Source organism: Streptomyces drozdowiczii (assembly GCF_026167665.1).
Lineage (GTDB): Bacteria > Actinomycetota > Actinomycetes > Streptomycetales > Streptomycetaceae > Streptomyces > Streptomyces drozdowiczii_A.
The window spans coordinates 4,536,889-4,550,301 of the sequence record NZ_CP098740.1; the positions used below are offsets into that span (position 1 = coordinate 4,536,889).

Sequence of the window (13,413 nt, forward strand, 5' to 3'; positions counted from 1 at the left end):
GCCATGACGGCAGCGCGAGTACGGAGCGGGGGCCGGCCCACGCTCGAAGAGGTCGCGGCGCGGGCGGGGGTCGGGCGGGGCACGGCCTCGCGCGTCATCAACGGATCGCCCCGGGTCAGCGCCCACACCAGGGAGGCGGTCGAGGCCGCCGTCGCCGAACTGGGTTACGTGCCCAACCGCGCGGCCCGCGCGCTGGCCGGCAACCGCACGGACGCCATCGCGCTCGTCGTGCCCGAGTCGGAGAGCCGCTTCTTCGCGGAGCCGTACTTCTCCGACATCGTGCGCGGGGTCGGCGCCGCCCTCGCCGACACGGAGATGCAGCTGCTGCTCACCCTCGTCGGCAGCGACCGCGAGCGCCGCCGGCTCGCGCAGTACCTCACCGCGCACCGCGTGGACGGCGTGCTGCTGGTCTCCGTGCACGCCGACGACCCGCTGCCCGACCTGCTCGAACAGCTCGGCATGCCCGCCGTGATGAACGGGCGCAGATCCGCCGCCGAGCCCCTTTCCTCCGTCGACTCGGACAACTTCGAGGGCGCCCGCAGCGCCGTGGAACACCTCGCGTCGCGCGGCCGCCGCTCCATCGCCACGATCACCGGCCGGCTCGACGTCTACGCCTCCCAGAGCCGCCTGGACGGATACCGCCAGGCCGTCCGCGACGCGGGCCTGGAGCCCGACGAGCGGCTGATCGCCCCCGCCGACTTCTCCGAGGAGGGCGGCGCCCAGGCCATGCGCGACCTGCTCGCCCGCCGCCCCGACGTGGACGCCGTCTTCGCCGCGTCCGACGTGATGGCCGCCGGCGCCCGCCAGGTGCTGCGCGAGGCCGGCCGCCGCATCCCGGACGACGTCGCCCTCATCGGCTTCGACGACTCGGCCGTGGCCCGCCACATGGACCCGGCCCTCACCAGCGTGCGCCAGCCGATCGAGGAGATGGGCCGCACGATGACCCGGGTGCTGCTCGACATGATCGCGGGGGAGAACGCGGACCGGGCGCAGATCGTGCTGCCGACCGAGCTGGTGGTCCGCGACTCGTCGTGAGCCCGGCTTGCCGCAACTCGGTTTCCCCGGGGCCCACTTCGAGTAGCTTCGGAGGTGTGGACCCTTCTCTGACCGCTCTGATCGTCGCCGTGGTGGGGGTGGCGGGCACCCTGGTGTCCGGCGTGATGGCGCACCGCGGCGCGCTGCGGGCCAAGACGGTGGAGCTCGACCGTGCGGAGCGGCTGCGCCGGGAGGAGCTGCTGGCGGACGAGCGCCGCGAGAACCTTGCCGTACGGCGCGCCTCGTACGCGGTGTTCAACCAGCGCCTGCGGCAGTTCCACTCCGTCCTGTCGAAGGACTACTTCGCCCTCGCCGCCGGGGAGGCGCGCCCCGAACGGAGCCAGGAGCGGGAGGAGCCCCGCCGCGTCCTGCGCGATGTGTACGCCGAGGCGCAGATGGTCATCGGCGACGAGGTGCTGACCGTGGCGGGCGGCGTCGTGCACCAACTGCACCGCATCCACGCCCTGCTGGGCCGCCACGAACGAGGAGAGGCGGCCGACGAGCCCCTGGAGGAGATCAGGGAATCGCTGGAGCGCGCCTCGGAGGGCCTGTACGAGGTACGGCAGACGATGCGCCGGGACCTGGGCGTCTCGGCGCTCCCGGTCACCCGGCCCGACGGCTACGGTGCCCCCGCGACGCGGGCGCCGGACGGCGAACGGAGGAGCGCACCATGACCCCGCACTGGACCAGGTCCAGCTACTGCGACTCGGCTGGCCCCGACTGCGTCGAGGTGGCACTGCCCTCCGGCCCCGGGGCGGCGGTCCGCCTGCGCGACTCCAAGACCCCGGCCCGCCCCGCGCTCGCCTTCGAGCCGGGCGCCTGGTCGGAGTTCGTCGGTCAGGTCGGCCGGGCGACCGTCTTCTCCAGCAGCTCCTGAAGGGCCCGCTGCCCTCCCGGGCCGAGCCCGGCCAGCGGTGAGTCCTCGGCGAGGAGTTCCAGCAGCCGTGCGCGTACGCCGGTGCCCTCGGGCGTCAGTACGAGGTGCCGGGCGCGCCGGTCGGTGGGGTGCGGGCGGCGTTCGACCAGGCCCCGCTTCTCCAGCTTGTCGACGACGAAGGTGGCGTTGGACGGCTCGCAGCTCATGCGCTCGGCCAGTTCGCGCATGGTCATCGGCCCGGTCATCTCCCGCAGCGCCGTGGCCTGGGCCGCGGTGAGGCCGAGGTGGACGGCGCGCTTGCGTACGTGATCGGCGATCCGGGCGGCCAGCCCGTTCACCAGCCCGCACAGCTCACGCTCGGCGGCGGCCTGTGCTTCGGGGGGTGTCGTCATGGACTCACTCTAGCAAGTCCATCAAGCAAGAATAATTACAACTTGAATGTTTCTAGTTCGATGCTTACGGTGGCCCCGTCACACAGCGACGAACGAGGAGCGACGCCATGACGGACCCCACCACCCTGCGTCTGGGCGACACCACGGTGTCCTTCGTGCCGGACGGGGTGATCCAGGGCCGCCCGACCGCCTGGCTGCCGGACAGCACCGACGCCTTCTGGGCGGCCCGCCCGGAGTACCTGGACGCCTCCGGGTACCTGGTCGCGAGCGTCGGCGGTCTCCTGGTGGAGCACGGCGACCGCGCCCTCCTGATCGACGCGGGCTTCGGCCCGCACACGCTCCCGGCGGACCCGGCCACCCCCAACGGCGCCATGCGCGGCGGCGACCTCCCGGCCTCCCTGGCCGCGCTCGGCCGGACCCCGGATTGCATCGAGGCCGTCGCCTTCAGCCACCTCCACCCGGACCACACGGGCTGGGCCACCCACGAACGGCTCTTCGCCCGCGCCGCATACCTGGTGGCGGAAGCGGAATGGGCCGCCCGCGAGCCCGGCGACGGCCTGGACGCCCTCGCGCCCCACGTCCGTACGGTGGCCGACGGCCAGGAGGTCTTCCCCGGCGTCCGGGCCCGGGTCACCGCCGGACACACCGCGGGCCACACGGAGTTCGTCATCACGGGCGGCGGGCGGCGCCTGATCGCCTTCGGGGACTCGCTGCACTCACCGGTCCAGGTGGACCGGCCCGAGTGGTCCTGCGTCTACGACCACGACCCGGCCGCCTCCGCCGAGCACCGCCGCCGCCTCGTCGCCGAGCTGGCGGAGCCCGGCACGCTGGCCTTCGGCATCCACTTCGCGGACAGGGCCTTCGGCCGGGTCGTAGCGGGCGGCGAGGGACCGGCCTGGCGGCCCCTGGACGCCGCCGACGGGCTCGCGTAGAGCCGGGAAACGCATCAGCCCCCGACCTGTCTCACAGGTCGGGGGCTGATCCTCAAGGGTGAGTAACGGGACTCGAACCCGCGACATCCTGGACCACAACCAGGTGCTCTACCATCTGAGCTATACCCACCACGTCCGGGCGTTTCCGACCGGCCGAGAAAAAGTGTACAGGGTCCGGGAGGGTGCTCGCGCACTCATTGCCCGGCGGGCGGTCGCGGCCCCCGGAAGGGCCGTGACCAGCGCCTTCAGGCGCGGGGCCGCGAGACCCGCGCGGCCGCAGCCTTCGCCTGCTCGGAATCCGGGCCGGGCTGCGGGACGAAGACCGCCTCGCGGTAATACCGCAGCTCTGTGATCGAGTCGCGGATGTCGGCGAGCGCCCGGTGGTTGCCGTTCTTCTCCGGGCTGTTGAAGTACGCCCTCGGGTACCAGCGGCGGGACAGCTCCTTGATGGAGGAGACGTCCACGATCCGGTAGTGGAGGTAGCCCTCCAGCAGCGGCATGTCCCGGGACAGGAAGCCGCGGTCGGTGCCGACCGAGTTCCCGCACAGGGGCGCCTTGCCCGGCTCCTTCACGTGCTCGCGGACATAGGCGAGGACCTGCTCCTCGGCGTCGGCCAGCGTGGTGCCGCCGGCCAGCTCGTCGAGGAGGCCCGAGGCGGTGTGCATCTGCCGCACCACCTCGGGCATGGTCTCCAGCGCCGCGTCCGGCGGGCGGATCACGATGTCCACCCCTTCGCCGAGCACGTTCAGCTCCGAGTCGGTGACCAGTGCGGCCACCTCGATGAGTGCGTCCTCCGCCAACGAGAGCCCGGTCATCTCGCAGTCGATCCACACCATGCGGTCGTTCATGGGCTCCACCCTACGGGGCGCTCCGCTGCCCGGGCAGGGCCGGGCGCCCCGCGGCGAACACGTCGGTGCCCGCCTTCGCGTCCAGCGCCGCGGGTGCGGCGCCGGACGGGCCGGGGACGGCGGTACGGCGGCTCTGGGCGTTGCCCTGGGCGGGCACCGCCACCTCCGTCACCATGACCGGCTCCGGCACCCCGCCCTGCGGACGGCGGGCCCGGTAGGCGGCCCGGTACGCGGCGGGGAGGAGCCGAGCTGGCGGCGGAAGTGCCCGCGCAGCGCGACCGGCGAGCGGAAGCCGCAGCGGCCCGCGACCTCGTCCACCGAGTAGTCCGACGTCTCCAGGAGGCGCTGCGCCTGAAGCACCCGCTGGGTGATCAGCCACTGGAGCGGTGCGCTGCCCGTCAGCGAGCGGAACCTCCGGTCGAAGGTCCGCCGGCTCATGTAGGCGCGCGCGGCCAGCGTCTCCACGTCGAACTGCTCGTGCAGATGCTCCAGCGCCCAGGCGACGACCTCGGCGAGCGGGTCGGAGCCGATCTCCTCAGGTAAAGACCTGTCGAGGTAGCGCTCCTGACCGCCACTGCGCCGGGGCGGCACGACGAGCCGGCGGGCGAGTGCCCCGGCGGCCTCCGTGCCGTGGTCCGAGCGGACTATGTGCAGACACAGGTCGATGCCGGCCGCCGTCCCGGCGGAGGTCAGCACGTCCCCGTCGTCCACGAACAGCTCGCGCGGGTCGACGTGCACCGACGGATAGCGCTTGGCCAGCGTCGGTGCGTACATCCAGTGGGTGGTGGCCGGGCGGCCGTCCAGCAGCCCGGCGGCGGCGAGCACGAAGGCCCCCGTGCACAGGCCGACGATGCGGGCGCCCTCCTCGTGGGCGCGGCGCAGCGCGTCCAGCGCCTCCATGGGCGGCGGCGAGGTGATCGAGCGCCAGGCGGGCACCACGACGGTGCCGGCCCTGCTGATCGCCTCCAGCCCGTAGGGCGCGGTCAGTTCGAGTCCTCCGGTGGTGCGCAGCGGTCCCTCTTCACCGCTGCACACGAGCAACCGGTAGCGCGGAACTCCCGCGTCCTGGCGGTCGATTCCGAACACCGACAGCGGGATGGAGCTCTCGAAGATGGGGCCACCGCTGAAGAGCAGGACGGCGACGACTTCCCGGCGTCGTCTTCCGCCCAGCTTCCTTACAGCCTCCGTTGCGGTGGCGGAGTCCTGGCTCATGACGCTAAGCCCCCCTCGGTGTTCGCGTCTTCCTGGTCCTGACGGGCCTGTCGCACCTGCACATGTCCCCTCGGTCGTGCACGAGTCCCTGGCCTGAGACGCCCAAGATCGAATCTACTGCGTCCCGTGGTGCCGTCGTGACAAGTTCACCAACCGGCTCATTGTCGACAAGGCAACCTGGCGGGAAGCGTTCGATCACGAAGCGTTTCACTCGCGGCCCGTGCAGGGAAGTGCGTCCGGCGTTCATGGCCCGTCCCCATTGGGCGGAAGCGTACCGGTCGGTCTCTTCCTGCCTGGTGGCAAGGGGGTTGATCGGCCATTTCGACAAGGAATCGACCGGTCCTTGAAGTTGGCTGAAAATGTACGGTCGCGTGTGCGGAAATCAGTCGTTCTACCGGCGCACAACCCGGGGCGCCCGACCGCCCCCGCACGCCCCCTCGCCGGGGCCGGCGGCCCCGCCGACGGGTTCGGCGGCCCCGGCCCGGGGGCGGTTCGGGCGGGCAGCCGAATACCGCTCCACCGGCCGCCCCCGGAGCAGACCGCGCGGTGGGTTCCGGACGGACCCGGCGAGCCGGTCGGCTCCCCCGGAAGGGTGGGTTCCGCTCCTCGTGGGCGACGCCCCGGGACCGTCCGCGCGGACCCGTCCGGGGCGGCCCCGCCGGGCGTCGCAAGGGGCCGGGGCGGCGGCCCGTACGTCTGTGTAGAGGGCAACCGGCATTGCCATGAGGGCCCCGTCTCGGGCATGCTCCGGAAAACGCCGCACGCGCCGTGCGCGGGGCGGGCAATGGAGGAGTGGGGCCGTACCCTTGGGGGTAAGGGGTTGGGAAGATGATTCCCGGACACCACGACACCGCCCGCTGACGCACCTTCCCACGTCGCTCTCCTCACGAGGACTCTCTTCGCCGAGACACCGATGGCCGGTCACGAAATCCCCGAACCCGCGGACCGCAAGCAGGTAGCCGACCCCTTGTCGGACCCGCTGGCGGCCGAACAAGCGCGCCGTCCGTGCGACCCCGCCTTCCGGCATGGGGTCGTCGTCGGCTTCGACGGCTCGACCTCCAGCGAGCGGGCCCTCGCCTATGCGATCGGCATGTCCCGGAGGACGGGCTCCGGTCTGATCATCGTCCATGTCGCCAACCGGCTGCCGACCACGGTCTGGGCGGGCTGCGAGCCCCCCGTCTTCGTGGACGTGCCGGACCACCGCACCGAGGTCCTGGGCCTGGAGCTGGCCTGCGCGGACTACCTCGCCGAGGTGCCCTGGGTGCTCGTGGAGCGCGGCGGGGACATCTGCCACGAGCTGGAGGAGGTCGGCCGGGAGTACTCGGCGGACGCCATCGTGGTGGGCTCCACGCACGGCCTGGTGGGCAAGATCTTCGGCTCGGTGGCCGGCCGCCTGGCCCGCCGCGCCCAGCGGCCGGTCGTGGTCATCCCGTAGCCCGGAGGCCCGCCGGGGGCCGGTGGCCTCAACTCGCCTGTGGAAAACGCTGCATGGGCCCTTCCCGGCCGCTGCGGGGCCGTTTCCGGCCTGTACGCGGAAGGCCCCGCGGTCACCGACCGCGGGGCCTCGCGTGCGCAACGTGATTATTCGACGGTGACCGACTTCGCCAAGTTGCGGGCTTGTCGATGTCCCGGCCCATGGCCAGTGCCGTGTGGTACGCGAAGAGCTGGAGCGGGATGCCCATGAGGATCGGGTCCAGCTCGTTCTCGTTCTTCGGCACGACGATGGTGTGGTCGGCCTTCTCCTGGACCTGGTGGGCCACGGCGAGGATGCGGCCGCTGCGGGCCTTGATCTCCTCCATCGCGGCGCGGTTCTTCTCCAGCAGGTCGTCGTCCGGCACGATCGCCACGGTCGGCATCGCGGGCTCGATCAGCGCGAGCGGGCCGTGCTTCAGCTCCGAGGCGGGGTACGCCTCGGCGTGGATGTACGAGACCTCCTTGAGCTTCAGCGACGCCTCACGGGCCACGGGATAGCCGCGCACCCGGCCGATGAACATCATCGACTTCGCGTCCGCGTACTCGGCGGCCAGCCGCTTGATCTCGTCCTCGCCCGCCAGGATCTCGCTGATCTGGGCGGGCAGCCTGCGCAGGCCCTCGATGATCCGCTTGCCGTCGGCGACCGACAGGTCCCGGATGCGGCCCAGGTGCAGGGCGAGCAGCGCGAAGGCGACCACGGTGTTGGTGAAGCACTTGGTGGAGACCACGCACACCTCGGGACCGGCGTGCACGTACGTACCGCCGTCCGCCTCGCGGGCGATCGCCGAGCCGACCACGTTGACCACGCCGAGGACCCGGGCGCCCTTGCGCTTCAGCTCCTGGACGGCGGCCAGCACGTCGTACGTCTCACCGGACTGCGAGACCGCGACGTACAGCGTGTCCGGGTCCACGACCGGGTTGCGGTAGCGGAACTCGGAGGCGGGCTCGGCGTCCGCGGGGATGCGGGCCAGCTCCTCGATCAGCTGGGCGCCGATCTGGCCCGCGTGGTACGAGGTGCCGCAGCCCAGGATCTTGATGCGGCGGACCCCGCGCGCCTCGCGGGCGTCCAGGTTGAGGCCGCCCAGGTGCACCGTGGAGAAGCGGTCGTCGATCCGGCCGCGCAGCACCCGGTCGACCGCGTCCGCCTGCTCCGAGATCTCCTTGTGCATGTACGTGTCGTGGCCGCCCATGTCGTACGACTCGGCCTCCCACTCCACGGTGGTCGGCGTGGCCGTCGTGGTCGAGCCCTCCGTGGTGTACGTACGGAAGTCGTCGGCCTTCAGGGTGGCCATCTCGCCGTCGTCCAGGGTGACGACCTGGCGGGTGTGGGCGACCAGGGCGGCGACGTCCGAGGCGACGAACATCTCCTTCTCGCCGATGCCGAGGACGACCGGGGAGCCGTTGCGGGCGACCACGATGCGGTCGTTGAAGTCGGCGTGCAGGACGGCGATGCCGTAGGTGCCCTCGACGGACCGCAGGGCCTCGCGGACCTTCTCCTCCAGCGTCCCGGCGTCCGAGCGGGCGATCAGGTGGACCAGCACCTCGGTGTCGGTCTCGGAGAGGAAGACGACGCCGTCGGCGGTCAGCCGGGCGCGCAGCTCGGCGGCGTTGTCGATGATCCCGTTGTGGACGACGGCGACCTTGCCCTCGGCGTCCAGGTGCGGGTGGGCGTTCTCGTCGCTCGGGGCGCCGTGGGTGGCCCAGCGGGTGTGGGCGATGCCGGTCGTGCCGGCGAAGCGCTTGGGGACCCGGGACTCCAGCTCGCGGACCCGGCCCTTGGCCTTGACCGACTTCAGCGCGGCGGGCTTCCCGGCCGCGGGCTTCCCGGTGATCACGATCCCGGCGGAGTCGTAACCCCGGTACTCCAGCCGCTGCAGGCCCTCGAGCAGCAGCGGGGCCACGTCACGCTTTCCGATGTAACCGACGATTCCGCACATAGAGCTTTCTGTCCTCCGACGACGAACAAGTGAAGGGGTACCCGGCCGCGAGGCGGCCTCAGCCGTAGACGATCCGGCGCAGTTGACGGAGCGAGAGCTCCGGCGGTGCGACCGCGCGGTGCGGCAGTTCGGCCGCGATCCGCTCGAAGATCTCCGTGTTCACCAGGCCGCCGGCCTGCAGTTCGCGGTGGCGGCGGCGGACGAAGACCTCGGTCGTCTCGTCGAAGTACGCCAGCACGTCGAGGATCACCCGGGCGGCTTCGCCGCGGGGCAGCGTGGTGCTGCGCACTACGTGGTCAATGAGGTCGTCGTACGACGAGAGGCGTTCGAGCACCCGTCGATACTGCGGCGGAAGGGGCCCGAGCGCAACAATCCTGCCCGATATCGGGCAGGGAGCGGCGATACTGGCCCCGTTTTTCTGGCTTGGGTGGATTTAGTGCGGGCGGCACGGGGCGCGGGCGACGGGGTGGCGCGGCAGTGGTCGGAGCCGAAGGGGTGAATGTGCACATAAGCCGCAAAAGCTCATCAGGGTGCCTGGGTGACCAACGCCGGTAAGTGGTCTACACCTTGACCACCCGTGAGACGCGCGGTACGCATGGCGACGGAGAAAGGTCAGGAGACCCAGCAGAGTGACCCCCCAGAAAGGGACCCGGCTTGTGAGACTGCACACGGTACGTCGCAGTGCTCTTCCCCGTTCTCTACCCCGGCTCCTCGGCTCGCTGCTACTCGTCGCGGCGGCCGGTGTCTCCAGCGCGTGCGCCGCCCCACAGGCGTCCGCCGCCGGTACGGCCGCGGCGGCGTGGGCGCCCAGGCCGCTCGGCCAGGTGGTGCCCGCCCCCGCCTCGGTCAGACCCGGCGGCGACCCGTACATGCTCAACGGCTCCACCAGGATCCGGACCCTCGGCTCCTCCGGCGAGGCCCGGAGGATCGGCGACTACCTGGCGGGGCTGCTGCGCCCCTCCACCGGGTTCGCCCTGCCGGTCACCACCAAGGACGGCGCCGACGGCATCCGGCTCCGGCTCGACCCGCGCGCCGGCAAGCTGGGAGCGGAGGGCTACACGCTCACCTCCGGGCGCGGCAACGTCACCATCACCGCCAGGCAGCCCGCGGGGCTCTTCCACGGCGTCCAGACGCTGCGCCAGCTGCTTCCGGCCCAAGTGGAGCGCGACACCCGCCAGAAGGGCCCCTGGCGGATCGCCGGCGGCTCCATCACCGACACCCCGCGCTACGCCTACCGGGGCGCGATGCTCGACGTGGCACGCCACTTCTTCTCGGTGGACGAGGTCAAGCGCTACATCGACCAGGTCGCCCAGTACAAGTTCAACACCTTCCACATCCACCTCTCCGACGACCAGGGCTGGCGCATCGCCGTCGACTCCTGGCCGAGGCTGGCCACGTACGGCGGCTCCACCGAGGTCGACGGCGGGCCCGGCGGCTACTACACCAAGGAGCAGTACAAGGAGATCGTGCGGTACGCGGCCTCCCGCTACCTGGAGGTGGTCCCGGAGATCGACATGCCGAGCCACACCAACGCGGCTCTCGCCTCGTACGCCGAGCTGAACTGCGACGGCGTCGCGCCGCCGCTCTACACCGGCATCAAGGTCGGGTTCAGCACGCTGTGCGCCGGCAAGGACGTCACGTACGACTTCATCGACGACGTCGTCGGCGAGGTGGCCGCGCTCACGCCCGGCCGGTACTTCCACATCGGCGGCGACGAGGCGCACTCCACCACCCACGAGGACTACGTGGAGATCATGGACCGGGCCCAGGCGATCGTCGGCAAGTACGGCAAGACCGTGATGGGCTGGCACCAGCTGACCGGGGCCGACCCGGTGAAGGGCGCCGTCGCGCAGTACTGGGGCTACGACAAGACCAGCGCCGCCGACCGGCAGCAGGTGGTGGACGCGGCGAAGAACGGCACCAGGCTGGTGCTGTCGCCGGCGGACCGGGTGTACCTCGACATGAAGTACACCGACCAGACCGTGCTGGGCCTGAAGTGGGCCGGCACGGTCGAGGTGCAGCGCAGTTACGACTGGGACCCGGGGACGTACCTCACCGGCGCCCCGGAGAGCGCGGTGCTCGGCGTCGAGGCGCCGATCTGGTCCGAGACCCTGACCGACAGCGACGACATCGACGCCATGGCGTTCCCGCGGCTGCCCGGCGCCGGGGAGCTGGCCTGGTCACCGGCGTCCACGCACGACTGGGACACGTACAAGCTGCGGCTCGCGGCGCTCGGGGAGCGGTTCACCGCCCAGGGCATCGACTACTACCGCTCGCCGCAGGTCCCGTGGCCCGCGTCGGAGACGGCGGGCGGGAGCTGACACGGCACCGCCCCCGGCGGCCGGGCATCCCGGCCGCCGGGGGCGGTGAACCGTCGCGTCAGGCGACCTTCTTGGCGTTCTCGATGGCCTTCGCCAGGTCCTCCAGGATCGGCGCGCACTTGTCGTAGCTGTAGATCGGCTCCGTCGTACGCGGGATGACCTGGCCCGCCTTGACGGCCGGCAGCTGCGCCCAGGTCGGCTTGGAGGTCAGGGCCTCCGGCTGGAGGGCCGAGGAGCGGTTGTCCATCATGATGATGTCGGCGTCGTACTTGTCGACGTTCTCCCAGCTCAGCTCCTCGAAGAAGCCCGCCGCGTTCACCTTCGGGGCCACGAACTTCACGCCCAGGTCCTGGAAGTACAGGGTGTCGGCGGACATCTTGGCGAGCGAGACGTAGAACAGGTCCTGGCTGGCCGAGCCGACCATGACCTTGATCTCCGGCTTCGACTTCGCGGCCGCGCGCAGCCGGGCCGCAGCCTTCTCGAACCGCGACTTCGCGGCGACGACCTTCGCGGCCTTCACATCGGCGCCGAGCGAGGCCGCCAGGTCCTCGTGGCGCTGGATCGCCTTCGGGATCGTGGTCTCGGCGGCCCACAGGGCGACGCTCGGGCCAGCTTGAGGATCTTGTCCTTGGACTGGTCCGGCACGTACCAGAGGGCGTCCTTCTGCCACATCGCCGTGACCAGCAGCTCCGGGCCGAGCTCCGCGTACTTCTCGACGTTGAACTCGCCCCAGACGTTGCCCAGGATCTCGACCTTGCTGATGTCCAGGTCGCCGGCCTGCACGTCGGGCTTGCCGTCCTCGGTCTTCGTCGGCCCGAAGACCGCCTTGACCTCGATGCCGTAGTCGTGGAGGGCGGCGGCGACACCGGTGAAGGCGACGATGTTCTTCGGGACGGACTTCGCCTCGGCTATCTGCCCCCGGTCGTCCTTGAACTTCCAGGGCCCGGCGTCGGCGCTCTTGGAGCCCGATCCTGCGGAGTCCTTCGAGTCGCTGCCGCCGCAGGCCGCGAGCACGGCGCCGAGACCAACGGCACCGCCCATGGCCAGCAGGCCGCGGCGGGTGGGACGGGACGCTCGGGTAGTGCTCATGACGGAATCCGCCTTCGTACGAGCCGGAGACCGGCAGGTGACACGTTTGAGGGAAGGTTAGCCTAACCTCAAACTCTGTCGACCTGCGGGCCCCGGCCCGTACGGCAGCGGCGGTGTACGGCGGTCAGGCCTGCAGCCCCAGCTCCCTCGCGATCAGCATGCGCTGGACCTCGCTGGTGCCCTCGCCGATCTCCAGGATCTTGGAGTCGCGCCACATCCGGGCCACCGGGTACTCGTTCATGAAGCCGTAGCCGCCGTGGATCTGGGTCGCCTCGCGGGCGTTGTCCACGGCCACCGTCGAGGAGTACAGCTTGGCGATGGCCGCCTCCTTCTTGAACGGCTCGTCCGCCAGCAGCCGGGAGGCCGCGTCGCGCCAGCCGATGCGGGCCATGTGCGCCCGCATCTCCATGTCCGCGATCTTGAACTGGATGGCCTGGTTGGCGCCGATCGGCTTCCCGAAGGCGTGCCGCTCGGCGGCGTACTTCACGGACTCGTCCACACAGCCCTGCGCCAGGCCCGTCGAGAGCGCCGCGATGGCGATGCGGCCCTCGTCCAGGATGCGCAGGAACTGCGCGTAGCCCCGGCCCTCCTCGCCGAGCAGGTTCTCCAGCGGGACGCGCACGTCGGAGAAGGACAGCTCGCGGGTGTCCGAGGCGTTCCAGCCGACCTTGGAGTAGGGCGCGGCCACCGTGAAGCCCGGGGTGCCGGACGGGACGATGATCGAGGAGATCAGCGGGGCGCCGTTCTCCTTGCGGCCGGTCACCGCCGTGACCGTCACCAACTCCGTGATGTCCGTACCGGAGTTGGTGATGAAGCACTTGGAGCCGTTGATCACCCACTCGCCCGCCGCCTCGTCGCGCACCGCGGTCGTCCTCGTGCCGCCCGCGTCCGAGCCGCCGTCCGGCTCGGTCAGGCCGAACGCGCCCAGCGCCTCGCCCGAGCAGAGCTTCGGCAGCCACCGCCGCTTCTGCTCCTCGGTGCCGAAGCGGTAGACCGGCATCGCGCCCAGCGAGACACCCGCCTCCAGCGTGATCGCGACCGAGGAGTCGACCCGGGCCAGCTCCTCCAGGGCGATGCCGAGCGCGAGGTAGTCGCCGCCCATCCCGCCGTACTCCTCCGGGAACGGCAGCCCGAACAGGCCCATCCGCCCCATCTCGCGCACGATCTCGTACGGGAACTCGTGCCGCTCGTAGAAGTCGCCGATCTTCGGGGCGACGACGTCATGGGCGAACTCCTCGACGGTGCGGCGGAGTTCCTCGTGCTCGGCGGTCAGCCGGTGGTCCAGGGACATCGGGGT

General features: G+C 71.4%; 10 protein-coding genes, 1 tRNA gene and 3 pseudogenes. 6 read left to right on the top strand and 8 right to left on the bottom strand.

The window, feature by feature from the left end; all coding sequences use genetic code 11:
• Positions 1 to 3 precede the first annotated feature (3 nt).
• From NEH16_RS20660 to NEH16_RS20670, 3 genes are read left to right on the top strand one after another with little or no spacing between them, the layout of a single operon-like run.
• Positions 4 to 1,035 carry a LacI family DNA-binding transcriptional regulator gene (locus tag NEH16_RS20660; protein ID WP_073965079.1) on the top strand — a complete coding sequence of 344 codons (1,032 nt, stop codon included), beginning with the start codon at positions 4 to 6 and terminating at the stop codon, positions 1,033 to 1,035.
• A gap of 56 nt (positions 1,036 to 1,091) precedes the next feature.
• Positions 1,092 to 1,709: a hypothetical protein gene (locus NEH16_RS20665; protein WP_265544263.1), complete on the top strand. Its 618-nt coding sequence runs from the start codon at positions 1,092 to 1,094 to the stop codon at positions 1,707 to 1,709.
• On the top strand, positions 1,706 to 1,912 hold the full coding sequence (locus tag NEH16_RS20670; protein WP_073965081.1) for a DUF397 domain-containing protein: 207 nt from the start codon (positions 1,706 to 1,708) through the stop codon (positions 1,910 to 1,912). Before NEH16_RS20665 ends, NEH16_RS20670 begins: the two co-directional genes overlap by 4 nt.
• Here the strand turns inward: NEH16_RS20670 and NEH16_RS20675 are convergent.
• Positions 1,873 to 2,304, bottom strand: coding sequence for a MarR family winged helix-turn-helix transcriptional regulator (locus tag NEH16_RS20675; protein WP_265544264.1), 432 nt, complete (start codon positions 2,302 to 2,304; stop codon positions 1,873 to 1,875). The two genes, NEH16_RS20670 and NEH16_RS20675, sit on opposite strands and share 40 nt — an antisense overlap.
• Before the next feature lie 107 nt (positions 2,305 to 2,411).
• Between NEH16_RS20675 and NEH16_RS20680 the strand changes: the two genes are divergently transcribed.
• A complete protein-coding gene (locus tag NEH16_RS20680; RefSeq protein WP_265544265.1) occupies positions 2,412 to 3,236 on the top strand; it encodes an MBL fold metallo-hydrolase in 825 nt (274 codons plus the stop codon).
• Positions 3,237 to 3,293: 57 nt separating this feature from the next.
• Here the strand turns inward: NEH16_RS20680 and NEH16_RS20685 are convergent.
• The 3 genes and pseudogenes from NEH16_RS20685 to NEH16_RS20700 all read right to left on the bottom strand — a co-directional run bounded on the left by NEH16_RS20685 (position 3,294) and on the right by NEH16_RS20700 (position 5,296).
• A tRNA-His gene (locus NEH16_RS20685) sits at positions 3,294 to 3,366 on the bottom strand.
• Positions 3,367 to 3,481: 115 nt separating this feature from the next.
• Positions 3,482 to 4,084 carry an oligoribonuclease gene (gene orn / locus NEH16_RS20690; protein ID WP_265544266.1) on the bottom strand — a complete coding sequence of 201 codons (603 nt, stop codon included), beginning with the start codon at positions 4,082 to 4,084 and terminating at the stop codon, positions 3,482 to 3,484.
• A gap of 10 nt (positions 4,085 to 4,094) precedes the next feature.
• Positions 4,095 to 5,296 (bottom strand): annotated as a pseudogene (locus NEH16_RS20700) (helix-turn-helix domain-containing protein).
• Between the two features lie 913 nt (positions 5,297 to 6,209).
• On the opposite strand from NEH16_RS20700, the gene NEH16_RS20705 reads away from it, so the two are divergent.
• Positions 6,210 to 6,731: a universal stress protein gene (locus tag NEH16_RS20705; protein ID WP_018105726.1), complete on the top strand. Its 522-nt coding sequence runs from the start codon at positions 6,210 to 6,212 to the stop codon at positions 6,729 to 6,731.
• Between the two features lie 146 nt (positions 6,732 to 6,877).
• Here NEH16_RS20705 and glmS read toward each other — a convergent pair.
• Both glmS and NEH16_RS20715 read right to left on the bottom strand, forming a co-directional pair.
• Positions 6,878 to 8,706: pseudogene (glmS, locus tag NEH16_RS20710) on the bottom strand (glutamine--fructose-6-phosphate transaminase (isomerizing)).
• Positions 8,707 to 8,764: 58 nt separating this feature from the next.
• Positions 8,765 to 9,040 (bottom strand): hypothetical protein, encoded by a 276-nt coding sequence (locus NEH16_RS20715; protein WP_018105728.1) that lies wholly within the window; start codon positions 9,038 to 9,040, stop codon positions 8,765 to 8,767.
• A 322-nt stretch (positions 9,041 to 9,362) separates the two neighbouring features.
• On the opposite strand from NEH16_RS20715, the gene NEH16_RS20720 reads away from it, so the two are divergent.
• Positions 9,363 to 11,027, top strand: a complete 1,665-nt coding sequence (locus tag NEH16_RS20720) for a beta-N-acetylhexosaminidase (protein WP_265544267.1) — start codon at positions 9,363 to 9,365, stop codon at positions 11,025 to 11,027.
• Between the two features lie 58 nt (positions 11,028 to 11,085).
• On the opposite strand, the pseudogene NEH16_RS20725 reads toward NEH16_RS20720, so the two are convergent.
• Positions 11,086 to 12,068, bottom strand: a pseudogene (locus NEH16_RS20725) (ABC transporter substrate-binding protein).
• A 172-nt stretch (positions 12,069 to 12,240) separates the two neighbouring features.
• A complete protein-coding gene (locus NEH16_RS20730; RefSeq protein WP_265544268.1) occupies positions 12,241 to 13,407 on the bottom strand; it encodes an acyl-CoA dehydrogenase family protein in 1,167 nt (388 codons plus the stop codon).
• Positions 13,408 to 13,413 lie beyond the last annotated feature (6 nt).